Genomic DNA, 25095 nt, shown 5'->3' with positions numbered 1-25095 from the left:
GTTAATAATTTCAAAGGATAACAATCTGGAGTTACCCCTTTAAATTAACGACTTTACTCATTGAAAGTTCATTAACTGTGTTCTGTTCTTTACTTTGTTTAGCGGTCCATACTAAATCACAAATACCATCGGTTGGGTTAAAACCAGTCGGTGCGTCTAATAACAGCTGGCGAATTGTTTCGTGATCAAAATTATGGCAAGCAATATCAAACGCTTCTAAAAATACGTTAATTTCGGCAAGCGGCAGCATTACTTCGTTAGCAGTCATAATTCGCTCGTGGCAAGTTTCGCCCACGTTATCGCCTATTAACAACTCTTCGTAAAGCTTTTCGCCCGGGCGTAAGCCTGTGCACTCTATTGCAATATCGCCATGTGGGTTGGCACTGTTTTTAACCTCAAAACCCGATAAGCGAATCATTTTTGTAGCAAGATCTTTAATTTTTACAGGTTCGCCCATGTCGAGTACAAAAACATCGCCACCTTTACCCATAGCACCGGCTTGTATAACCAATTGCGCAGCCTCTGGAATGGTCATAAAAAAGCGTGTTATATCTTGGTGAGTTAAGGTTATTGGCCCGCCCTCTTTAATTTGCCTACGGAACAATGGCACTACAGAGCCGCTAGAGCCAAGTACATTCCCAAACCGCACCATACAAAAACGGGTATTATGTTGCTTACCTTTATTTTGCGCTAAACCTTGTAAGCATAACTCGGCCATGCGCTTGGTAGCCCCCATAACATTGGTTGGGCGTACAGCTTTATCGGTAGATATAAGTACAAAGGTTTCGACTTTTGCATTCATAGCTGCTTTAGCTGCGTAGTAAGTACCAAATACGTTATTACGTACACCCTCAACCACATTGTGTTCAACTAAAGGCACATGTTTATAGGCGGCAGCATGGTAAACGGTGTGCACACCAAAGGTGATCATTACAGTCTCGATGCGGTTTATACGCTGAACAGAGCCCATAATTGGCACAAGCTCAATATTAAGGTCATTTGCTTGAATATATTCGCACAACTCTTTTTCGATTGAATATAAACCAAACTCGTTTACCTCAAACAAAATAAGCTTTTTAGGTTGCTGCTTAATAATTTGCCTACACAACTCAGAGCCAATAGAACCACCTGCCCCGGTAACCATAACTACTTTATTTGTTATATTAGCAGCCATTAACTCTGGTTTTGGCTCTACCGAATCGCGGCCTAATAAGTCTTCTATTTCGACTTCTCTAAATTCAGAAAGCTTAGCTTTACCACCTACAATATCGGCCATACCCGGGATCGACAAAATCTGTATTGCTAACGGCTCTAATTGCGCAAGTACCTCTTTACGGCGTGAGCGACTCTCGCTTGGCATAGCCAGCAATATTTTACCAATGTTGCGTTTATCAATTAGGGTATGTATATCGTTAAATGCATATACAGGTACACCTTGAATAATAGAGCCTTGCTTTGTTACATCGTCGTCTATAAATGCGCGTACATGGTACTCAGGGCCCGCTTCTAGTGCCGTTGCTAGTTGCCTACCTGATGAACCTGCACCATAAATAATAACTTGTTCTTTATGTGAGGTAGACATTTTGCCGATCATGGCGCGTACTACAATACGTGCCCCCCCAACTGTTAATAAACAAAGCCAAGCAAAAATAAAAGGCATAGAACGGGGCATCATCACCCCTAAAAAAAACGAGAATATAACCAGTGCTACAGTAGCTACTAAGGTACCAATAACAATCGCCCACAATGCTTGGGCGTTCATGTAGCGCAGTACCGCACGGTATAAACCAAGATTAACAAAAGTAATTAAAGAGGTAGGCAACAATAAGCCAAGTACAAACCAGTACTCAAGCACATATAAAGGAGCCAAGCTATCGAGCCGGACAACTAAGGCAAGCCAAAAGGCCGAAAAAATAAAAAAAGAATCAACAACGAGAGTTATAGCGCGCTTTTTAGAACGAGGCGCGTTAAAGATAGAGTCTATTATTTTGTCCACTTGAAATCCCTTTTGTATTAAGCTTGGATTATCAGTTGTCCTAACTGAGCAAAAGCTTAATGATTGTTATGCATCCCTATAATATAGCTAGTGAGAAAAAAAATCACTAAAAACTAATACATTTTCACTAATTATTGAATTTAAAAGAATTATAGGAGCTAGGAGCTAGGAGCTAGGAGCTAGGAGCTAGGAGCTAGGAGCTAGGAGCTAGGAGCTAGGAGCTGCCAACACCATAAATGAACTCTCGCTCTTTAACAAAACCCTTTCTTCGCTTTATTAACGAAGCAATGATAGCTGCAATTTCTTTAGCTTCGGATACTAGCTTTAATCCATGCTCTTTTTCTATAAATCCAATTTCAATGCCAATATAAAGCTGTGTAACTAACTCACCAGCAGAACCTTTAGCATAATACAAAAATTTAGATTCATAATTCACAGATTCACGCTCTATTCCCTCGGCTATATTAGAGGGGGCAGAAACAGCTGAACGCGTTACCTGATCTTTAAAGCCATAATCCTTACAATCTTTAGTCACTTTATAGATATCACAAGCTAAACGAGAAGCCCTTTTCCAAACATCCAGTTTTTCAAATTGCATAATTACCACCCTTAGCTCCCTAGACTTCTTCTAGAGCCTATTCACTTCCCTAGAACCTAGTAATCTTTCACTTAACCCTATCCCCACTACCACTACCTGTAACTGTCATAAGTATATACTTAAAGTAGTTACTCAAGTTAAGAGTATCGATCATCTCGCGATCCGTTTTTGCCAATAATTCAGGGGTCGACATATCTATTTCGTTAACTTGTGCAAGCCCTGTAATGCCAGGGCGCACCGCAAAAACATTCTTAGCATCGCGAGCCGCTGTTAGCTCTTCTTGGTTAAATAAACCAGGGCGAGGGCCAACCAAACTCATTTCGCCTTTTAGCACATTCCAAAGTTGAGGCAGTTCATCCAGTTTAGTTTTACGTAAAAAGCCACCAAAAGGAGTTATAGATGCAGTACTTGCTAAGTGGCTAGCTACTGATGCAGTATCAACCTTCATGGTTCTAAATTTAACCAAAGTAAAAGGCTTTTTATTACGGCCAACACGCTGTTGAGTAAAAATAGGCGAGCCAGTATCGAACAAACCAATAATGTATAAAACAACTAAAAACGGCAGGGCAAATAATAAACCAAATAAGGCAAATAAAAAGTCGAGTAAACGTATCATTAAAAGTTCCATATTTTATTTTTTGACAGCTAATTTAAAACCATGTTCAACAGAGTATGGTGGGGTCCAGTTTAAGATGTTTTTAGTATGGGTAATGTCTAGTTGTAGTGAGCCTGTTAATCTATCAATTACGTCTTTCTTGCCAAATAATTTACCAGCCAAGTTGAAACACCAAACAGGTACAGGCAATGCTAAATTACGTTTATTCTGCACTTTTGACATTAGCGCTACCATTTCAGCGGTAGATAAGTCATGATCATCACTTGCTAAAAACACTTGATTAGCAGCATTTGGGTGGTCAATACATACTTTAATCAAATCAACCAAATTATAAACAGAAACTAAGCTTCGTTTATTATTTTTAATTAGCCTAAACGGTAACGGTAAGCCTTTACCAACCAAACGCATCAGTGAGGCAAAATTAGCTTTAACTCCTTCACCATATACAAGTGGCGGGCGGATTATAACAATCTCCATACCTGTTTGCTTTCCTAACTCTAACAATTGCTGTTCAGCTTCAGCTTTTGATATACCGTAAGGATCTTCTGGTGCAGGATGGTCTGTCGCGTTAAATGGCAAGCTACCTGTCGTGCTCTCACCATTTACTTTTATGGAGCTAATAAAAATAAATCGTTTAACTCCTGCTTGCATGGCTTGATTAGCTAAATTAAGCGTTCCATAAGTATTAACAGCTTTAAACTCAGCTAAAGGATCTATAGAGTCATCATTCATAACATGGACTCGTGCCGCACTATGTATAACACAGTCAACACCTGTGAGTGCTTCAGAGAAATTTGCACTAGAATCAATATTACTTCTAAAAATGACTCCACAGTCAGAATCTTTACGGCCTAATAAATGGAGTTGATGTGTATTCTTTAACTCTTTACAGAGTAAACTACCAACAAAGCCTGAATAGCCTGTAACTAATATGTGGCTCATGCATCACCCACAATTGAAGTTATAGAGTGTGACAGCTTCTTCATGATATTAGAGCGTGTATATTTTGTAATAAAACTTTCTCTATCAGTAAACTCTAAGTTCAAATCATTCAATCGCTTAAAAGCTACAACATGGTCACCAGGATAAAAAACTCCAGCATTAATAACTTCTTCACTAGTAAATTTAGCTGCATAGCCATTTACACCTGCAAGGATCGGCTTTCCTGTCGCGGCATATTCGAAAATTTTTGAAGGAAGTACTTTCTCAAAGGCAGGGTAATCATTTAAATGCAAAAACAATATATCCGCCTGCTCATATTCGTTAAGAAGCTCTTCTCTATTTACTGGTGGGTGAAACGAAATATTTTCAATACCATTGCAACTCTCTACAAGAACGCTTTTACGCCCGCCATCACCTATTACTTTAAAGTGATACTTTGAACCAGCCAATCTTGCTAATTTAGGTAAAATAGTGTTTAACCCCTGCCCCTCACCAATATTCCCTGCATATAAGATAGTCTTAGTCTCATTTGCTCTACTTTCCACAGAACCAATACTTTTAAAACTTAAAAACTCTTTATCTATGCCATTAGTGAAAAAAGAATATTCTGGTTTTAGGTATCTAGTTGAAAAATAGCCTTCAAATCCTTTAGAAACAAGGTTTATATGATTCGCATTTGTAAAAGTATACTTTTCTACCATTGTTAGCAGAGGTTTCATTATGAATGCAATTTTATAGTTCAAAACATCTTTAATGGTATCAACAAAGATATCACGGATATCCAAGTAAATAGGCAGTTTCTTTTTCTTGGCAATGCGCGCACCTAAGAAAGCAGTAAATAATCTTGAACTAGTGGCAAACACAAGATCGTAACGCTCGTTTTTAACAAACTTTTTCGCTTGCTTATAAAAAACATAAAAAGATTTTATTTGATCTAACATACCACTCTTATGAGATGGTAAAGATATTCTGCGAATTGTTATATTATCTATTTTTTCAAGCTCAAGCGCCTTAGTTTCAAAACTTGAATAACGATTAGGCATTGTTGTGATGACTTCTATTTCAATCCCCTCAGTCTTCTTAAGCTCATCAATTAAAGCTGTAGTTCTGAATGAACCAGCGCATAGATCTGGCGAGTAATAAAAAGTTAAAACTAAAACTTTCAAAGCTATTCCTTTATGACTTTTATCTTTGTAATTAACTGACCATCATTGAACGGTATAGTTATTTTTTTATTTTCAACAGACTTACCAAACTCAGGGTGCCAGGTACTTTTTTCAACAAATATCTCATGAGAAGTTGTAAGTTCAACTGTTTGTGATGAATATTTAAGCGCAAGTGTTTTGTTATCTAATAGTTCAACCATAACATTTGGGTGAATATGTAAATTAAAAGTAGCCTCAGAATTATGTGACAAATTATCCGTAACTATAATTTCAGCTTTTTTAGCCTCGAGTGTACGTGTATGAACTACTTTAGGCTTTAAACGTTTATATCCATCATGACAAGCAGACAATACAATACTATCGGCATTTTGCTCTGTCTTTAACAGTTTTGCGTAAGCTCGTCTAGCTACACGAAAGCCTGACCAAACCTCAGAAGAGTTTTCATCACAAACAGTGACCGTATTATGTGCAGAGGTAGATCTTTGCCTTAAGCGTTCCTTACTTACTCCGTACAGGGATGTCCCTGAATTGACAAAAAATCGATGCAAACCAACTGAGAGCTCAAAACTTAAAGTATCGGCATGAGCATGCCCAGGAAGGTAGTCTGGCCCAACATTAGCATGGTCAAATAAAAGAGTATATTTGTCATTCTGAACACGGCTATAGCCACTTTCAGAGTTAGTTACTAAAGCTCTTTCTGCACTTAAATATTTAATACCAAGTTTATTGGCATAACTATAGATATCTTTTGGAGTTGCAGCAATACCTATAGCTGCATCGTTAAAAAAGCTGATTTCTTCATCAGGATGAAGCATTGAGTTCAGCCAGGAAAGTGCTTTCTCAGCAATGGCTGCCCAATTATTGAGGTGCAACATTAAACTATAGTTATTGCTCGTTTTTGCTAAATCAATAAGCTCTAGCAAATCCCATAATAAAATTTCATGGTACATAGGTGATAGCTCAAAGTGAGCACCGTCTGCTAAGAACTGCTCTTTTAACTCTTGATTTAATAACTTTAAACCTAGCTTTAAAAGACTAGCAGCAACTGCCCCCTCCAAGTAAGTACCAACAAAGACAAGTGCTTTTGCATTCGCAAAAAGGTGATTACCTAAGATATGATACTCAAGCTGCTGTTCTAAAACGAGAGCTTGTTCAAGCATACTTTTTAAAACATGCGGCTTAGGAGAGGACTGAACGCTGCACCACTTAACCCAATTAACTAAACGTAAAGAGGTTGGATAAGGTTCCCAGCCATTACCTGCGCATGGAGGGTTCTCATCAATCCATTTACTTATAAAATTATAGTGAATTTCAGTTCTATTTGTATAATCTTTGGAACTTAAATCATCGAAATAATGAAGATTATAAAGCCATAACTTTGTTTTTGTTTGGCAATTCCAATCTGAAGATTGTTCTAGTTTTCCTTCTTCATTAAGAAATACAACGGTGCTTTCATCAAGTATGCTTTGCTCATTCAGCCTAGGACCCTGCCATTTCCATTTTGCAAATCCAGAAGGGATACTCTCTATATGTTTTAGCTTATTTACTCTGTAATAAAGTTGATAAAAAAGCTGCTTAGGCTTAAGGTATTTCACAGTATGAAATACCTTAATAGTATTATCGACTAACTGGCTCATTGTTTTCTGAGCTGCTCAGCAATTTCGATAGAAACTTTAGCGACCTCAAAAATTTCCTTCTCGTCAATAGGTGAAGCTTTACCTTCACGAATTGACTCCAAGAATAACTTAGAGCATAAATTTTGGCCTTTGTCCTGCTTCCATAGATTCATTTTTTTGAAGCCCTTAAAACCAAAGCCTTTTAATTTTACAAAATTATCTAATTGGAGCACTTTACCTTCAACAAAAACTTCAACACGCTCTTTTGGAAAGCTCGCTGCGCCATTCGCATAATAATGAATTGTGCCAAATGAACCATCTGCAAAACCTAAAATAATAGCAGCTTTATCTTCGGTTATTTCAACCGAATCTGTGTCCCCCATTCTACGAGCCTGCACAGAAACAATCTCGCTACCGGTTAAATAGCGCATCAAATCTACAAAATGACAAGCTTCACCGATAATTCGGCCACCCCCAACATTTATATCTTGAGTCCAGTGATCTCCTGGGATAGCCCCTGCATTCATTGTCATAATGAATGATTTAGGCTCTTTAATTGGCTCTAACAGCTGTTTCATTTTTTGAACTTGTGGTGAAAACCGACGATTAAAGCCAACCATTAACTTAGGTGCACTTTCAGCCTTGATAGCTTCGTTATAAACCTCTTGTACTTCGCTAAGCTCCTCATGAGAGATCGCTAATGGTTTTTCAACAAAAACATTTTTACCCGCCTTAAGCGCTTCTTGTACAAAATAAGCATGGCTATTGTGACGTGTAACAATAGCAACAGTATTAATATTGGAATCATTAATCATGGCTTGAGTGTCAGTGGTTGCCTCACTAAACCCTACTTTTTCGCCATGGATAACACCATTTATACCGCCAGAAGTCGAAATACTATGGAATTTAGCACCCGCCTCTTTAAAAGCAGGTATCAACATACGAGATGCATAATTACCTGCACCAATAAAACCAACTACGGGCTCATTAGGCTCATATTTAGAAACCGTGTTTAACTTTACAGTTTTTGCATGGCGTAAATTAGGCTCAGATTCAAACTGTAATAAAATACCTAACGCACTTTTATCTGTGGTTAGTAATTCATAAGCATCACCCGCATCCTCAAATTTAAAACGATGAGTTATAAGTGGCTTAACATTTAACTGCCCACCTGCCATCATGTCTAAAATAGCCTCAAAATTACGCTGCTCTGTCCAACGAACAAATGCAAGTGGATAATCATTGCCTTGCTCTTCATAGCTTGGATCATAACGCCCTGGGCCATAAGAGCAGGATACTTGAAAAGTTAGTTCTTTCTCGTAAAAATCTGCTCGGCTTAATTCTAAACCTGTTACGCCAACTAAAATGATACGACCACGTTTACGACTCATTCGTGCTGCTTGTGTTACGGGGTCGTTAGATTTAGTTGAGGCGGTAATAATAACACCATCTACACCTACTCCACGGCTAAAAGCCATGCCAGCGGCGATAGGATCTTCTCCTTTACCCGGATTACATATTTCGGCACCAAACTGTTTTGCAAGGTCAAGCTTTGCCTGGTCAAAATCAACAGCTAATACTCTACAACCCTGCGCGCGTAGCATTTGCACTGTTAATAAACCAATTAAGCCAACACCTGTGACAACAAAACATTCACCCATTGTTGGATTGGCTAAACGAATACCTTGTAAACCAATACTAGCCACAACAGTAAAAGCAGCTTCTTCATCGCTCACATTTTCAGGTATTGTAGCAACTAAGTTTTTAGATACGCGAACTACATCAGCATGAGGGCCATTTGATACAACACGATCACCTTGTTTAAAGCTCTCAGCACCTTTTCCTACGCTTTCAACAACCCCAACATTACAATAACCGAGTGGTAAAGGCTGTGCTAACTTAGATTTTACGGCGTCAACTGTGGTCATTAATCCGTCTGTTTGTACTTTTTCAAGTACCATTTTTACTTTATCAGGTTGTGAGCGAGCTTTATCAATTAGGTTCGCTTTACCAAAATCAACTAACATACGTTCAGTCCCAGCTGAAATAAGTGTTGTAATGGTATTAATAACAACATGATTTTTTATAATTTGAGGCGCAGGGGCTTCAACAATGGCTGAGCCTCCTTTAGCCATATCTTGAAGTATTTGCTTCATTCTCTTTCCTTAATTACACGCGCTGGTGTACCTGCAACATAGCTAAATGCAGGAACATCTTTAGTAACAACACTACCGGCTGCCACAATCGCCCCTTCCCCAATCTTAACCCCTGGTAGTATTACACATGATGCACCAACCCAAACATCCTTTTCAATTATTACTTGGGCATGTTCGTGTCCTGAGTGAAATATCTTATTTGGTATTTTAGGAACTATATGATTTGATGATAAGATTTGGGTTCCGTAACCAATCAAGCTCCTAGAACCTATAGAAACACCCCCTGATGTTGTAATTAAAACCCCCCTAGCTAAATCGACATCATCACCGATATGTAGGTTACGGCCTGGAAAAATCCACAATCCTGGATAATAAATAACTCGCTTGCCTATTTTTGAATTTGGAAAGCAATTGAGGTACTTTGACTTAAGATAGTTAAGAGTCTTAAATCGTGGAAGCGAAAATAATAGCAGTGAAAAAGTTTCAACTAAAACAACAAAAAAGTATTTCATTTCAATAACTCATCAATTATTGCTCGTTTCTCTTCAATTGATGGTAATAAAGCTAATCGCTTTTTTCCTTCCTCTAACATTTTAGTCAAGCTCTCCCGATCTAAATTTAAAAAATGTATTATATTATCAGCAACTGAAGTTATGTCATGTGGTTCAAAATAGATTGCACTTCTACCACAAATATGTCTCGAAAAATCCCTATCAGAAGCTAGGATAGGTAAAGCAGATTTCCAACTTTCCATGTAATTATTAGAAAAGCTCTCTAAATCAGATAAATTAATTAAAGCTGATGCAGAATAATACAGGTCACCAATTTTATCCGGATTAACCCCCCCCAAGAAATTAAAGTACTTACTTAAAATAGTACTATCTATTTTAGTTCGGGACATTTTTAGCACATGCGAAATAAAATCACTTTCTGAGAATGAACAATAAAAAACAATATCAATGCCTTTTTTATTCAACTCACTGGCTACTGAGTAAAGGCGCCAATTGTTTTTGTGATAAGCCAACCCACCCAATACTAAAAGCCTTTTAACATCATGAGCTTTATCAAAGTAGTCTTCAACACTTATATTCTTAATGAAAGAAGTAACTACTGGAGGTGCTATGAAGTAAGACTGTTTTTTTCCTAAAACACTACTTAGTCTCTTTTTCATAACTTCAGTTTCACAAACAATAAGACTTGCATTTTTCAATCTATTTATTCTAAACCAATTAAAAAAAGATTTAATCACCTTTTCTTTATACGGCACATAGTGCCAATATTTACTATCTGGATAACAAACAATAGGATATGCTACACTGACAATATTTTTTAGGTCCAATGGTAAACCAGGCCCAAAAAAAGTATAAGACTTTGAAAAATGTCTTTTTTTAATCTCTCTCTTAAGAAAAGTATATTCCTTAATAAATCTATAAAAAGGGTTATTAGGCATTACAATATAATCACCGCCAATCCCTAAAGAGACCAAGTACTCATAAAGTGACTTAGAAACAACAAACGTATATGAACCAGAATTTTCAGAAATAAAATTCATTGAGAGCTGAAGCCCCCCTCCAGATTTTATTGAACTAAAATCTATTAGTGTCAATTCTTTACTCACTCCTAACCCCCATAAAATTAATAAAAAATGTGACATAGGGCATTATAATTAACATAACCAGACAGAAAATCATCATCCCTATATTCCCAGATGTAAAACACAAAGAAAATATTAATATAAACAAAATAGAAACTGGTATCTTTAAAGGGCTTGCAGACTTACTCAATTTAAAGAATATTAAGCCACATGAAAAAATATAACCAAAAGAAAGAATAAAAAACAAATACAGGTTATTAGATAACATCAATATTGAACCTAAAAGGCTTGGAGATGCAGAATGAGGTGCATCAGGGCTATAGCCTAATATATCCGTCGTGTACATTTTGGAGAAGTTTCTACCATCTAGTAAAACATCAAAAAAACCAAGATAACCAAAACTACTAATAAAATCATTAATTTGCATAACTGCATCAAAGCCTACAACTCTGATTACTAGATACAAAAAGACGATACTAGAGTTCTCAACAAAATCAAAACCTCCACTATCTGCCGACTGATTGTAATCAAGCGAGATATATTGAATAGCTAAAAAATGATCATAACCATTTTGAACATATATCCCTCTATAGAATTCAAAAAAACCATACAAAAAGAAAGCAACAAGCCAGTATAAACTTGTCATTTTAAATATCCTGTAAGTACTAAATTTATTCAAAAAAAGAACCATGGATACTGAAAAAGAAAAGAAAACAACATATCCTTTTGAGGTCATCAGGAATGCAGACATGAACGTATGAGTAAAGAATAAAAAAATTAAAGAGTTAAGTAAAATAAGATTATTACTCCTTTGATAGCTCAATAAAAAGATGAAAGCCAAAAAAAACAAAGGTATTATTAACAGGCGAGTATAAATTATTATTGCAGAAATTTTAAATGGCAAATCTTTACCTAAAAACCCGATCTCTAAATATACTTGTGCAAAGAAAGTAAAAATAGATAAGAGTATTACAAAAACAACCCAAACCAAAAAAACACTTCCCTCAATTTTAAAAACATGCAGTTCTTTATAATTAAAAACCTCTGAGAACTTAGCATTATTAAATATAAATAAACACACCAAAAAAGCACATTTAAATATAAAAACATATAATATAGTATTTAGATATAGCTCTCTATCTCCTACAAACCCTATCAACCTTTCAAGCTTGAAGTCGTAAAAATCTGACTGGTAATATATTAAGTAAATAAGAGATTTAAGATCAAAGCCAAGAAAAACCAAGAAAAACAAAACAAAGCACATGAAAGCTAATATCTTATTTTTAAGGTATATCTTTCTTATTAGAGAATAAAAGCAAAATGCATAAAAAACATTAAAGACCAAGTACAAAAAGAAGTATTCAACAAATTGCTTTCCGTATGATTCTTGATAATAAAAACCAAGAGCATAAAAAAACACCACAAGATAAAGAGCATACTTCACTTAAAATATCGCCTTTTCTTTCCAGTTGAACTGAGCTGAAACATCAACAGCCTCATTTCTGATTGTGTTAATATGTTCCAAAGAAAGTTGATTTAAAGCTTCTAATTGTTTTAAAAAATCCTCCCTATCCTCCGCAATAATACAATTTTTGTAGCTAATGATATTTTCCATAGAGTTAAATGCTGTTTTATCACCCAATACCAGTAAACCACAAGCTAAGGCCTCTGCAACTTTGTTAATAAACCCATAGTCTTTAAATATTGGCGCTACAAATACATCAAACCCCCTATACAGTTCAGCAACATTGTCAACAAAGTCATTTGAGTATGTAACATTTTTTGACGCTTTGATTAAACTATACAAACTATCACCAGGATTGATACCTTTGCCATGTATATGCAAAGTCGCTTCTGTATTTGAGTTGACGTATGGGTTCCATACATTCTCTATAAACCAAGCTAAACGCTCTTTATAGAAACCAGTAAAATTTGCTACAAATAAAAATCTATTTCTCATATCGAAACGTCTAGAAGTATTATAACAACTATCATCAACACCATTTGTTACAATTGTAACCTGTTTATTTTTAAGTCTAGATTCAATTGAAACTTTATCTAAATTACTTTGAACAAAGATTTCATCTACATTCTGAAGTGATTTTACTTCTAACTTCGAAATCAATTTAGATCTAATCTTTGAGAAAAAATTTCGCCCTCGTCCCAAAACCAATTCATAAGAATCATTAATAGCAGCTATATATTTTGGTTTATTAAAACCATTTTCTTCTATCTTTTTAACTATAAAATCGGAAGCTTCTAAGGCACTAACAGGTGTAGCTAAAACCATTGAGTAAGGTTTATTTAAAAAACCGTCATCTAGTAAAGATTTATCAAAGTAATAAGATGAATATGAAGCTTTTCTGAGGGTAAATTCATTTACAAGTCTTCTCAAATAACTATCCTTTTTAATTTTACATAAAAGCAATCGCCCAGAAATACTCTTCTTATTATTTTCCAAATCAACATCACTAGGATATTCAGAGCATAGATATACAATTGATACTGAATATTTTAATTCAAGTAACCTTATGTAGTTTGAAGAAGGTATTGTTATACCATTTCTAGAAGGAAAAGGGAGTTGGTCAACAACAACTATAACTTCACTCATTTCCAAATAACTCCTTTTTTAGATTTATTGCATAAGTGCTCCATGAAAAGTCAAAGTTTTCTTTCAAACAATTTTTTTTAATTTTAGCTAACTCGTTTTGATTTTCGATAAAATAAGTAACAGCACTATATAAATCATTAACTGACTTGCTTTTCACGACCACACCAACATTTGCGGAAGAAATAACCTCTGAAGCACCTACTGTATCAAATGTAACAACAGGTGTACCACTTCTTACTGACTCTAGTGTAACCATATTAAACGCATCATCTATTGAAGGACAAATTGTTAAACTAGCAGCCTGATACTCTAAAGCTAGCTGCCTCTGATTCATGGAATGTGTATACTTTACATAATCTAGTGAGAATATATCCTTATATTTATCAAAAATAAATTTACTGCAATTTGACACTATTAATACATTTATTTGAAAGCCACTTTTTTCCAATAACCTTACCAAATCTAGAAAGTACACCAACCCCTTAATAATGGGCTGAGAACCTACAAAAATTAATTTAAACTCTTTTTCAAAATTACTAACCTTTATATCAGAATTAAAAAAGTTAGCGCCCAAATATATTTTCTTTATTTTATCGGGTTGCAAACCTTCCATAACCATTGATTTTTTTGCATAGTTGGAGCACGTTAGTACAGAGTCAGCAATATCTAGCTCCTTTTTCATTCTAGGAAACTGATTTAAGTAAAACAAAAGTGAACTTGGAACAGGTTCATTTAAATAATCATACTCAGACAGAACTACTTTCCTTTGCCATAAAGGGTGCGAACCTGCTCTTTCAACATAGCTTTTAATGTGAAAAAACTTACACATCTTCAGACTGAAATAGCAATACAATGAATAGCCAATATATACTTTTATTTTCTTCCTATTAAGCAATATATATAAACAACAAAAAACATCATGCATTAGATAACAAAACTTATCGACATAATAAAAATTTAAATATCTTTTTGATAAGTTACCCCAAAGATGCAACAGGCTTAGAAGTTTACTCAGAATAAGAAACTCTGTACTATAATTAAATTTATTTAATAACAGCTGTTTATCAGAAATAAAACCTTTAACAGACACTTCCAATTCAGATAGAGCTTTGATTGTCTGTATTGAGTGAAACCTTCCATAGGATGATATCAGAACCATAAATAATAGACCTTTAAAACGCTAGACATAAAAAACCACCACATTACTTTAATTAAAAATCACTTTTTATATTTTTTACGCAAGTATATAAAGAAAAAAAGCAGTAACAAAAGCGAGTTAACGATAAAAAGATAATTAAGAGAATTTAAAGCATCTAGTTCAACTAAAAAACAAATTAACAAAAATGACGAAAAAACAAAAAAACTGAACAAATGGAAGCGATAAAGTTCCTGATTTAAGCCCTCTCCTCTCATAACCGAAAAAAACAGCATCTTTACATTTAATATATACCCCAAAAATCCAGCAATTAGAACATATTCCTCAGCTGGTGAATATGAGTCCCCAAAAACAAATGTAACTAAAGGTTTCAGAAAGCATGTAGAAATAGGGACGAATACAACACCAAAAAAAACAAACGCAATAAAAATATAAAAAAGCATCTTAACCGATGGTTTTAAATTTTTTATCTCAACTATCAAGTAATTGCTTAACGCTTGAAATAAAATCGTAATTGGCGTTACTATTATTGTTGATGCAATCATAAAATAAGCAAATGATTCACTGCTATAAATTGTAGAGATAAAAACCCGTTCAAACTGCATCAATATTGCTGAAACAAAAACAGAAATAAAGACCTGTAGAAAAACTGGTACTTCAATTACTAAGCGACTTTTTTCAATACTGGTTCTACTAATAAAAAAAAGAACTAAGAAATTCGCTAATAAATTAATAAAAAGTATAGAATTCAGACTGAATTCAAAATAAAAACCAAAAAGTAAAAATAAAAAGTAGAATAGTGGCATCATTGCCTTGTATTTACTGAACAATAAGAATTTAGATTGGCTTTGCAAATTTTGGAGATAGCATGTAGTTAAGATATTTAATATTGAAAATACAAATGCATACCACAAATATTCACTTTTTTGATTTAGAATAAGCAGAAGAAAACTTAACGCTACGGATAAAGAAATTGATAAAAGCAATAATTTAAAAGAAAAAAATGTATGATTGTTTTTTTGTGATAGGCAGTATTCTTTCAGTGTATCTCCAAAAACAGATACGCTTAAAGTAACCCAAAGATATACTGATGCAAGGACTCCCCGCTCTTCAACACTTAAAATTCGAGCAATAATTACACCTGTAATCACCGATATGATCATTACGCTTAAATTAGAAAGAATTAGGGCTTTTAAACCCTTGCCTAAACTTAACACAATATACCTTTATGCATTTAAAAAATTACATTTTATTTTTTCAAGAATAAAGTTAGCCAAGTCTGCAGCTATAATTTGATTACTTGCTTCAACATAACATCTTAATTCAGGAGCATTACCAGACATTCGTAAGTGGATCACTTTCTCACGAAAAATTATTCTTAAGCCATCAGTAACATCTAACTTTTCAAAGTTAGAACTACTTTCATCTAAAGAATTAATGAATTCATGAATGTTACTTTTTGCATAAGCTAAAATAAGCGAACCATTTTCGTTAGAACAATTACTAAGCTTAGAGCTTGCTGTATATCTTTTCGGTAAACTATTTACCTGCGTGGTGATTTTTTGGCTTTGAATTAACATTATAAAAGGCAGGATAGCATCTCTTGTTGGTAATGCTTTAATCAATTTTCCATTAATTATAATATCTGTTGCTAGTATGTATCCACCATTCGCCTCAAAACCAGCCACTCGAATATTGTGCTTCTTTAGTTTCAGTAACTCCTCGATGACATAAGGTGAGCCAATCTTTGTACGCTCAACTACTTTAAAGTTTTTTGACTTTTCTATTGCAGTATTACAACTTACTGGCACGGCAAGAGCTTCAATATTTAATAACTGGCTGCATAGCAAACCTAAAATATCACCACGTAACCAACTGCCATTTTCATCAGCAACTAGTGGGCGATCTCCATCACCATCCGTTGAGAAAATAGCATCAAAGCTAAACTCTTTTGACCAATCTAGTGCTCTTTGTTTATCCTCATCTGATACAGCCTCTGTATCAATTGGTACAAACTCATTGCTGCGGCCTAAGCTAACAACCTCAGCACCTAATTGCTCAAACAATACCTTATAAATATCCCGCCCTGCACTTGAATGCTCATAAATACCAATTTTCTTGCCCTTAAGCGTATCAGCACTAAAAAGTGATGTGTAACGCTGAATGTAAGACTCGCTAGCAGCAGTATCCAATGTGAGCTCTGCAAGGTTTTCTGGTAAAACGGTGAATACAGTATTGCTTGCGAGAATAGTTAGCTCATCAACTTTTGTGATCTCACCATCAGGGCGGTAAAACTTTAAGCCGTTTCGATCAAAGGGAATATGGCTACCTGTAACCATAATACATGGCATATTATCTTGCATTGCCTTGTAAGCAAGTGCTGGAGTCGGTACTACACCATAATAAACAACATTCAAGCCATGCTGTTTTAGTGCCTCAGCACATGCCTGTGCAATTGCATAACTACTTGGGCGGTTATCTATAGCAATTGCAACTGTGTCAAAATTAAATTCATTGTCTATCGCTGAAATAAAGGCTAAAGCAAACGCAGCATTTACATTAGGGGTAAAATCTTTAACAAGGCCTCGCGCTCCACTGGTACCAAAAACAATACCACTCTTTGCAATGACTTCAGAGCAAACTAACTGGCTATCCATAAAAAACCTATCTAATTAATTCTTCAATAAGTACACAGCTAGTGCAAAATAAGTTGTACTAGCTGTAAAACTGATAACTGACGGCTAAAAACCTGATAACAGCCATCTATTATGTTTATCTACATCTAATATCTCGAGTTTGACTTATTTCACTCGACCATAACGATCTTCAAAACGTACGATATCATCTTCGCCTAGGTACGAACCCGATTGTACTTCGATTAACTCTAAGTCAACTTTACCTGGGTTTTCTAAAGCATGAACAGCTGTGATTGGAATATACACAGATTCATTCTCTGTTACATATTGCTCAGTATCATCAATTTGTACTTTTGCTGTACCTGATACCACAATCCAATGCTCTGCGCGGTGGTGATGCATTTGTACCGACAACTTAGCACCAGGTTTTACGGTAATACGTTTTACTTGGAAGCGCTCACCATTATCAACTGAGTCATATTTTCCCCATGGTCGATACACTTCACGATGGAAAGTAACTTCAGAGCGCCCTTCAGCTTTTAGCTGGTTTACAATCGCTTTAACTTCTTGTGATTTATCTTTATGGGCAACTAAAACAGCATCTTTAGTGTTTACAATTACTAGGTCTTCAACACCAACTGTTGCTACAAGTTTGTCTTCACTAAATACAAGTGTATTTTTCGTATCCACCGCTTTTACATCACCTTTAAAGGCATTACGATTTTCATCTTGTGAAGACACTTCCCAAAGAGCTGCAAAACCACCAACATCACTCCAACCTGCGTCCATAGGCACTACAACAGCATCTTTAGTGTGCTCCATTACTGCATAGTCAATCGACTCATCAGGGCAGGCTTCAAAAGCAGTTTTATCCACGCGAATAAAGTCCATATCACTGTTTTGTACTGCAATAGCATTTTCGCATGCTGTATATATATCTGGGCGAAATGATTTTAACTCTTCTAAATAGCGGCTTGCTTTAAACAAGAACATACCGCTATTCCAATAATACTGACCACTTTCAATATATTGCTTAGCGGTTTCTAAATTTGGTTTTTCAACAAAGCTATCAACGTTATAACCATGCTCTACAGCATCGCCCCTTTTAATGTAGCCATAACCTGTTTCAGGGCTATTACCTACAATCCCAAAAGTCACTAATTTATCTTGGTTTGCTAATTCTACAGCCTTATTTACACTTACCTGGAATGCTGCAGGGTTTTCAATTATATGGTCTGCGGCTAGAACAAGTAACAGTGGGTCTTGCTCATTCTCAATTGCTTTAAAAGCAGCTAAAGCAATAGCTGGTGCAGTGTTACGGCCTACAGGCTCCAAAAAAATCCCACCGTGCTCTGCACCTAATTGGCGCACTTGCTCTGCTGCAATAAAACGGTGCTCTTCAGTACAAATTAACATGGCTGGTGAGTGCGCTAGACCAGTTAAACGAGTTAGCGTATCTTGAAGCATGGTTTGCTCACCGTTAAGCTTTAAAAATTGTTTTGGATAGTTGCCACGTGATAGCGGCCATAAGCGTGTGCCCGAGCCACCCGCCATGATTACTGGTAAGATCATTTCCAAATGCCCTTTGTATCAACCAAAAGTTCACTTTTAATTAAAGAGGTTTTAAAGCTTTTATGATCAACCAGAAGCAAATGTACATCAGCTTCATTTTTAGCTGTATCAAATGTTACTAAATTCAAATAATGTATACTTTCTGGTAATTGATTGATATTAGGTTCAACAACCAACACCCTTCCAGAGTGAAATTGAGCTATTTGCTTAGTAATATTTAGAGCAGGGCTTTCACGCAGATCATCAATATCTGGCTTAAATGCAAGGCCATAACAGGCAATAGTTACATCTTTTGCTGTTTTAGTTGGATTTGCTTGTAAAAAGTCAGATATTGCTAATTTTACTTTGTTAATTACCCACTGTGGTTTTGAGTCATTCACCTTACGTGCTGTATGTATAATTTGTGCTTCTTCAGGTGCCCTACTCACTATAAACCACGGGTCTACTGCAATACAGTGACCACCAACCCCGGGCCCAGGTTGTAAGATATTTATTCGAGGATGACGATTAGCTAACGAGATAAGCTCCCATACGTCGATATCTAACTTATCGCAAATAATCGATAACTCATTGGCAAAGGCTATTTGTACATCGCGGCAAGAATTTTCAGTTAGTTTAGCCATTTCAGCAGTACGTGCATTGGTAATTACACATTCACCTTTTACAAATGTTTTATATAACTCAACTGCTCTTTCTGAACACTGAGAGGTTATACCACCAATAACGCGATCGTTTTCGACAAGCTCTCGTACTACATGACCTGGTAAAACACGCTCAGGGCAATGTGCTACGTTAACATCAGCTACCTCACCAACGGTTTGCGGAAAGATCAAGTCAGGGCGAGCTTCTGCCAACCACTCCGCCATTTGCTCAGTAGCACCAACTGGTGAGGTAGATTCTAAAATAATTAGATCGCCTTTTTTAAGAACAGGTGCAATAGCCTCACTTGCTTTCTTAATATAACTCAAATCAGGTTCAGGGATCTCAGAGTCGTTATTCTTAAAGGGAGTAGGTACTGCAATCAAAAATGCATCTGCAGGCTCTGGTGTTAAAGTTGCTTTTAAAAAGCCCTCAGTTACAGCTGCATGTACGATCATGTCGAGGTCTGGCTCAACAATATGAATCTCACCGCGGTTAATTGTGTCTACCGCATATTGATTTACATCGACACCTATAACCTTTTTTTTACGTGATGCAAACATTGCTGCTGTTGGTAAGCCAATATAACCAAGGCCAATAACTGAAATGGTATTAAATGACATGATAATCCTTTTATTCACTTGTGTACTAGCTATAAGCTATATTATTCTTGATTTTATAAAGAGAAAGCATTTTATTCTCTCTTTATTTTTATAAAATTTATTGCGTTGAAAATAGCTGCTACAGATTAACTACTGGCTAAAATATCGCATATACGCAGGCATGCTTTACCATCACCATACGGGTTATGTGCACGGCTCATCTCTTTGTATGCTGCTTCATCTGTTAATAGCTGGTTTAGCTCAAGTGTAATCTTTTCTATATTCGTACCTACTAATTTCACCGTTCCCGCATCGACAGCTTCTGGCCGTTCAGTAGTATCGCGCATAACAAGTACAGGCTTACCCAAGCTAGGGGCTTCTTCCTGTATACCACCAGAGTCTGTTAAAATAATATGTGCTTGATTCATTAAGTATACAAAAGGTAAGTACTGCTGTGGCTCAATAAGGTGAACATTTTCAACATTACCTAAAATCCGGTTTACTGGTTCTTGTACATTAGGGTTTAAATGTACAGGGTAAAGTACTTGGCAATTAGGGTGAGTTTTAGCCGTTAGTGCTAATGCCTCACAAATACGCTCAAAGCCACCACCAAAACTTTCGCGTCGATGTCCTGTTACTAAAATTAATTTTTTATTAGTATCTAGCATTGGGAATTTTGCGGCTAATGCGCTTTTTAAATCACTATCGCTTTCTATTTGCTCTTTTATCATTAGCAGTGCATCAATAACCGTATTGCCTGTTACGCTTATATTTTCTGCTGCGTAGCTTTCCTTTAATAAGTTTTGCTTAGAAATTTCAGTGGGTGCAAAGTGGTACTTTGTTAATGCACCTGTTAGTTTTCGGTTAGCTTCTTCAGGCCAAGGCGAATATATATTACCAGTGCGCAAGCCTGCTTCAACATGGCCTACTGCAATTTGCTCATAATAAGCTGCTAAGCTTGCTGCAAACGTTGTTGCTGTATCGCCATGTACTAGCACTACATCTGGCTTAAATTTTTTTAAAACTGGTGTTAGCCCTAATAAAATACGGCTGGTTAACTCTGGTAAAGTTTGCCCTGCCTTCATTAGGTTTAAATCGTACTCGGGGGTAATTTTAAACAGCTCTAAAACTTGATCTAACATTTCCCGGTGCTGTGCAGTAACACATACTTTGGCAACAAAGCGGCTATCATTAGTCAATGCATCAACAAGTGGTGCCATTTTAATGGCCTCAGGGCGAGTACCGAATACAGTTAATACTTTCACTTTAAATCCTTTGTGAATAAATAATTAAATTATTGCTTTTAATAGCAGATTACTTAATCAGCATTGCGCCGCTATTTCAGAAAACTATTAATCCTTTTCATTTTAACTTCCTGATTTATATTCATAGTTGTAGTAGCCGTAATAACCATAGGCATTACTGGCTTTTTTGAGTATGCCGTTAAATACAACGCCCTTTACATCAATTCCATTTTGCTCAAAGCGATTACGAGTAAGCTCTATTTCGCGTACATGATTTTGACCAAAACGTGTTACGAGTAAAGTACTACCGGCATGGGCACTCACTATTGCAGGGTCTGTCACTGCTAAAATAGGGGGGGTATCTATAATTATTAGGTCGTAATGCTCTTTAATAGTATCTACTAGCTTTGAAAAACGCTCATGCATTAATAGCTCAGATGGGTTAGGCGGTACTTGGCCTCGGGTAATTAAATGTAAGTTTGGCACTTTAGTTTGTTTAATTACATTTTTAAGCTCTAAACGGCCCGATAAAAAATCACTTAAGCCGTTTTCCCACTTTTCGTTAAACGCTTTTTGTAAGTAGCCTTTGCGCATATCGGCATCAATTATTAGTACCTTTTTATCGCTTTGCGCTAATACTGTTGCTAGGTTAACCGATATAAATGACTTACCTACACCCGGGCTTGGGCCCGATATCGCAATAACGTTGTTTTTTGCCTCCATCATTGCAAAATGCAAGCTGGTACGCAGGCTACGGAGTGCCTCTATTGCTAAGTCAGCAGGGTTTTCAACCGCCAATATAGTATTGGCTTGGGTGGCTTTTCGGTTTTTTAGCTTACCAAACGATACTAACTGATCTTGATGGTCTGAATACGGCACACTGGCATAAACAGGTAGGCCCATGGCCTCAATTTCGCTTAGGTCTTCAATACCTTTATGTAGCGCTTTTTGCACTAATACAATAGCCACCGCAAGCATGCCACCTAGCATTGTTGCCATAACCACTATTAGCGCTTTTTTAGGTTTAACCGGCTTTGATGTATTTACCTCTGCGTGATCAATAATACGCACGTTACCTACGGTACCAGCACGCACAATATCGAGCTCTTGAGTCTTAGCCAGTAACATGGTGTATATCTGGTTACTTACCTCAACGTCGCGGGTTAAACGTAATAACTCTTGCTGGGTAGATGGTAAATTAGTTACTTCGCTGGTTAAGTCATCTTTTTGTTTTTGTACTGCTTTAATTTGCTCAAGTATGCCTTGGTATGCAGGGTGGCCTTTTTTAAATTTACGGCTAAGCTCCAAACGTTGCAATTCTAGCTCTTGCAGTTTTGTTTCTAGCTGCACAATCTGATCAAGCACGCCTTGTGTTTCTAGCGTAATGTTTACTGATTGCTGTTTAATTTGGTAATCGTTAAAGCGCTTTTCGGCATACTCGAGTTGTTTTTTAACCTCAGGTAATTGTACCTCTAAAAACTCAAGTGACTTTTGTGCCTCAGCGCTGTTGCGCTCTACATTTCGGCGCACATAAATACTTGCAACTTGCTCAAGTACTTTTTCGGCGTATTTAAAGTCTGTATTTTGCAAGGTTAAGTTAATAATACCCGAGTCTTTACCTTTTTCGCTGGCACCAATCGCTGCCTGCAAATCTAATATTGTATTTAGGCGGTCTCGCTTAGTAATAATAAACTCGGTACCAGGGCGTGCATTTAAGCTACGTACCGTTAGCTCAATAATACCGTTAGATAGCTCTTGTCCTACTTGCCCTGTTAATACAGATTCACCAGCTTCGTTTAGCAGCACTAATTGGTTATTTTGCTTTGCAATAATAATAAATTCAGTACCAATATTATAATTTGGTACATCAAACCTAAATACGTCTATGCTTTCGCCGCCCCACGCATACGAGCTTGCACCAAAACTCGGCTTAGCTAGCTCACCCGGTGAGCTTGGTTTAAAGCTACGGTATGCGCGGTTGCCGATTAGTGGGAATAATTTAGGTTTAACTACCGTATCTAGGTTTAGTTTATCGACCGCCTCACCAATAACAGAGCGCGATTTTAATAGCTCTATTTCGGTTACTGCAGCCGAGGTACTTTCGAACATGCCGCTCATGTCATCAAAGCCTGGAACTGTGGCGCTATTGTCTTCTACTTGTATCATGGCAGTGGCTTGGTAAACAGGTGCTGCATACAAGGCATAAATAACACCCAGCACCATAAACACGCCAGTAATGGCCATAATAAAAAACTTACGGTCAAGTAAAGCACCCAGTAGTGCCATTAAATCAATTTCTTGCGACTCTTGCTGGCTAGTTTGTGTTGTTCGGTTGCTATTATTTAGCGTTGAAGGCTGAGCATTCATTAATGCAGTTTCCTTATAAATACTTTTGCCAAGCGCTGCACGCGCTGTCGATTAGCTCATAAACATGGGTAAATGCTTCTAAGCTCTGACGATATGGGTCGGGGATCTCTGTGTCGTTCAACCATTTGCCTAACAGAAACGTTTTACCTCTTGCTTGAGGGTAACGTGCGCATAAGTCAGTTAAATGACGTTGTTCCATCACTAAAATAACGCTGTTGTGCTGTACTAATGCTGAATTTATTTGTTGGCCGCGGTGCTCAGACATGTTAATACCATGTTGCTCAGCAATTTGCTGAGCAGTGGCATCGGCTGGTTTACCTTCTAATGCGGTTAAACCAGCCGAAGTAACTGTAATCCCTTTGTTTTGTAACTTACTTTTAAGTACATACTCGGCAGTTGGGCTACGGCAAATATTGCCAGCACACACTACTAATACTGAGTCAAACATACTTATCCTTAGTTTGTATTAGCCAAATCGTTAATTGAATCAACCGTAGCAATAGACGGTAACAATAAGCTTATTACGCGGTTCCAGCGTGCAAGCGGTGCAGAAGTTACATACACAATATCATGTGGTTTTAACTCAAACTGCTCTGCTAATACGAGGGCTGCTACATTTTTAGCGTGTAATTGGTATACGTCTGCAATTACGCCATCTTTGGCTAAGTCGCGCTTACGTAATACAAAAATACCGTTTGCATCGGCAGTGGCTTCTCTAATACCACCGGTATCACTTAATGCTTGTGCTAGGTTTAAGCCGTAGCGGTCAATATCTACGGTGCCAGCTTTAATTACATCACCCAACACATACACTTGGTGTTTGTCGTTACGGCTAACATGCACAATATCGCCATGTTTTAATAAACGGTTTTGCGAAATATCACCGTGGCTATAAAAGTCATCTAGGCGGATTATTTCTGTTTTATTGCCCGACGTGTAGGTTACTTCTCGCCAATCAGCACGTTCGGTAATACCACCAGCGTTATTTAACACGTCTATAATTGTGAGTGGGATTTCTGTAATTGGGTAAACACCTGGGTTTTCTACTTCGCCCGTTACATAGGTTTTTTGGCTTCTAAAACCAACTATTTTTATATCAACTTGCGGGTTTTCAATAACACGACTTAAGCGCTTTACAAGGTCTTCGCGCACTTCGGCAACAGTGCGTCCAGCTGCTGGAATTTGAGGGGCATATGCATAGGTTATTGTGCCATCTTCTGCTACACGAAAACCATCAAACTCGGCTGTACGTTGTACAGCTGCAGGAATAGTTAACTCTGGATGGTCCCATACACCAATGGTTAATACATCACCCACCCCTAAACGGTATTGATAATCAGATGTATCAATGCCTTTTCGGTTAGTTGTATTAACCTGTTTAACTTCGCGTTTTTGGATATTTATTAAAGAAGAATCAATAACTTGAATATTGACTTTTTCGAGGTCTTTTTCTAAATTTTCTACTTGAGCGCCTGAATCAATACCTTCGTAATGACTACCCGGTATGATTGTACACGCACTTACAGAGAGGAGAGATAAAGTTGCTACAAGGAGTTTAAATTTGAACGCCATTCTTCTTCCTAA

At 36.7% G+C, this 25095-nt stretch carries 20 protein-coding genes; all 20 read right to left on the bottom strand.

Annotated features, from left to right (window positions below; all coding sequences use genetic code 11):
* Positions 1-31: 31 nt before the first annotated feature.
* The 20 genes from QL229_RS13010 to QL229_RS12915 all read right to left on the bottom strand — a co-directional run bounded on the left by QL229_RS13010 (position 32) and on the right by QL229_RS12915 (position 25083).
* The gene (locus QL229_RS13010) at positions 32-1996 is read right to left on the bottom strand and encodes a nucleoside-diphosphate sugar epimerase/dehydratase (RefSeq protein WP_281547020.1); all 1965 of its coding nucleotides are present in this window, start codon (positions 1994-1996) and stop codon (positions 32-34) included.
* 214 nt (positions 1997-2210) lie between these two features.
* Positions 2211-2594: a four helix bundle protein gene (locus QL229_RS13005; protein WP_281547019.1), complete on the bottom strand. Its 384-nt coding sequence runs from the start codon at positions 2592-2594 to the stop codon at positions 2211-2213.
* 67 nt (positions 2595-2661) lie between these two features.
* Entirely contained in the window at positions 2662-3210 is a 549-nt protein-coding gene (locus QL229_RS13000; RefSeq protein ID WP_281547018.1) for a sugar transferase, read from the bottom strand.
* Between the two features lie 15 nt (positions 3211-3225).
* A complete protein-coding gene (locus tag QL229_RS12995; protein WP_281547017.1) occupies positions 3226-4152 on the bottom strand; it encodes an SDR family oxidoreductase in 927 nt (308 codons plus the stop codon).
* Entirely contained in the window at positions 4149-5318 is a 1170-nt protein-coding gene (locus tag QL229_RS12990; protein WP_281547016.1) for a glycosyltransferase family 4 protein, read from the bottom strand. The genes QL229_RS12995 and QL229_RS12990 overlap by 4 nt, the downstream gene beginning before the upstream one ends.
* 2 nt (positions 5319-5320) lie before the next feature.
* Positions 5321-6955 carry an alginate lyase family protein gene (locus QL229_RS12985; RefSeq protein ID WP_281547015.1) on the bottom strand — a complete coding sequence of 545 codons (1635 nt, stop codon included), beginning with the start codon at positions 6953-6955 and terminating at the stop codon, positions 5321-5323.
* The gene (locus tag QL229_RS12980; protein WP_281547014.1) at positions 6952-9090 is read right to left on the bottom strand and encodes a bi-domain-containing oxidoreductase; all 2139 of its coding nucleotides are present in this window, start codon (positions 9088-9090) and stop codon (positions 6952-6954) included. The genes QL229_RS12985 and QL229_RS12980 overlap by 4 nt, the downstream gene beginning before the upstream one ends.
* Positions 9087-9602, bottom strand: a complete 516-nt coding sequence (locus QL229_RS12975) for an acyltransferase (protein ID WP_281547013.1) — start codon at positions 9600-9602, stop codon at positions 9087-9089. The genes QL229_RS12980 and QL229_RS12975 overlap by 4 nt, the downstream gene beginning before the upstream one ends.
* The gene (locus tag QL229_RS12970; protein ID WP_281547012.1) at positions 9599-10708 is read right to left on the bottom strand and encodes a glycosyltransferase; all 1110 of its coding nucleotides are present in this window, start codon (positions 10706-10708) and stop codon (positions 9599-9601) included. Before QL229_RS12970 ends, QL229_RS12975 begins: the two co-directional genes overlap by 4 nt.
* Positions 10701-12128 (bottom strand): hypothetical protein, encoded by a 1428-nt coding sequence (locus tag QL229_RS12965; RefSeq protein WP_281547011.1) that lies wholly within the window; start codon positions 12126-12128, stop codon positions 10701-10703. Before QL229_RS12965 ends, QL229_RS12970 begins: the two co-directional genes overlap by 8 nt.
* The gene (locus tag QL229_RS12960) at positions 12129-13295 is read right to left on the bottom strand and encodes a glycosyltransferase (RefSeq protein WP_281547010.1); all 1167 of its coding nucleotides are present in this window, start codon (positions 13293-13295) and stop codon (positions 12129-12131) included. It abuts the gene before it with no gap.
* On the bottom strand, positions 13288-14454 hold the full coding sequence (locus QL229_RS12955) for a glycosyltransferase (protein ID WP_281547009.1): 1167 nt from the start codon (positions 14452-14454) through the stop codon (positions 13288-13290). The genes QL229_RS12960 and QL229_RS12955 overlap by 8 nt, the downstream gene beginning before the upstream one ends.
* 59 nt (positions 14455-14513) lie before the next feature.
* Positions 14514-15668: a hypothetical protein gene (locus QL229_RS12950; RefSeq protein WP_281547008.1), complete on the bottom strand. Its 1155-nt coding sequence runs from the start codon at positions 15666-15668 to the stop codon at positions 14514-14516.
* A 9-nt stretch (positions 15669-15677) separates the two neighbouring features.
* Positions 15678-17108 carry a phosphomannomutase gene (locus QL229_RS12945; protein WP_281547007.1) on the bottom strand — a complete coding sequence of 477 codons (1431 nt, stop codon included), beginning with the start codon at positions 17106-17108 and terminating at the stop codon, positions 15678-15680.
* Between the two features lie 144 nt (positions 17109-17252).
* Complete coding sequence (locus tag QL229_RS12940) at positions 17253-18659, bottom strand: mannose-1-phosphate guanylyltransferase/mannose-6-phosphate isomerase (protein ID WP_281547006.1); 1407 nt, start codon at positions 18657-18659, stop codon at positions 17253-17255.
* Positions 18656-19921, bottom strand: coding sequence for a UDP-N-acetyl-D-mannosamine dehydrogenase (gene wecC, locus QL229_RS12935; protein ID WP_281547005.1), 1266 nt, complete (start codon positions 19919-19921; stop codon positions 18656-18658). The genes QL229_RS12940 and wecC overlap by 4 nt, the downstream gene beginning before the upstream one ends.
* 125 nt (positions 19922-20046) lie before the next feature.
* The gene (wecB, locus tag QL229_RS12930; protein ID WP_281547004.1) at positions 20047-21165 is read right to left on the bottom strand and encodes a UDP-N-acetylglucosamine 2-epimerase (non-hydrolyzing); all 1119 of its coding nucleotides are present in this window, start codon (positions 21163-21165) and stop codon (positions 20047-20049) included.
* Positions 21166-21267: 102 nt separating this feature from the next.
* Entirely contained in the window at positions 21268-23511 is a 2244-nt protein-coding gene (locus QL229_RS12925) for a polysaccharide biosynthesis tyrosine autokinase (protein ID WP_281547003.1), read from the bottom strand.
* 13 nt (positions 23512-23524) lie between these two features.
* Positions 23525-23959: a low molecular weight protein-tyrosine-phosphatase gene (locus QL229_RS12920; protein ID WP_253039888.1), complete on the bottom strand. Its 435-nt coding sequence runs from the start codon at positions 23957-23959 to the stop codon at positions 23525-23527.
* 8 nt (positions 23960-23967) lie between these two features.
* Positions 23968-25083, bottom strand: a complete 1116-nt coding sequence (locus QL229_RS12915; protein WP_281547002.1) for a polysaccharide export protein — start codon at positions 25081-25083, stop codon at positions 23968-23970.
* Positions 25084-25095 lie beyond the last annotated feature (12 nt).

This window comes from Pseudoalteromonas sp. PAR1, from assembly GCF_947311895.1.
GTDB classification, from domain to species: Bacteria; Pseudomonadota; Gammaproteobacteria; order Enterobacterales; family Alteromonadaceae; genus Pseudoalteromonas; species Pseudoalteromonas lipolytica_C.
Note: the sequence above shows the minus strand (reverse complement) of the source record. Positions and strands in the feature narration are given on the sequence as shown.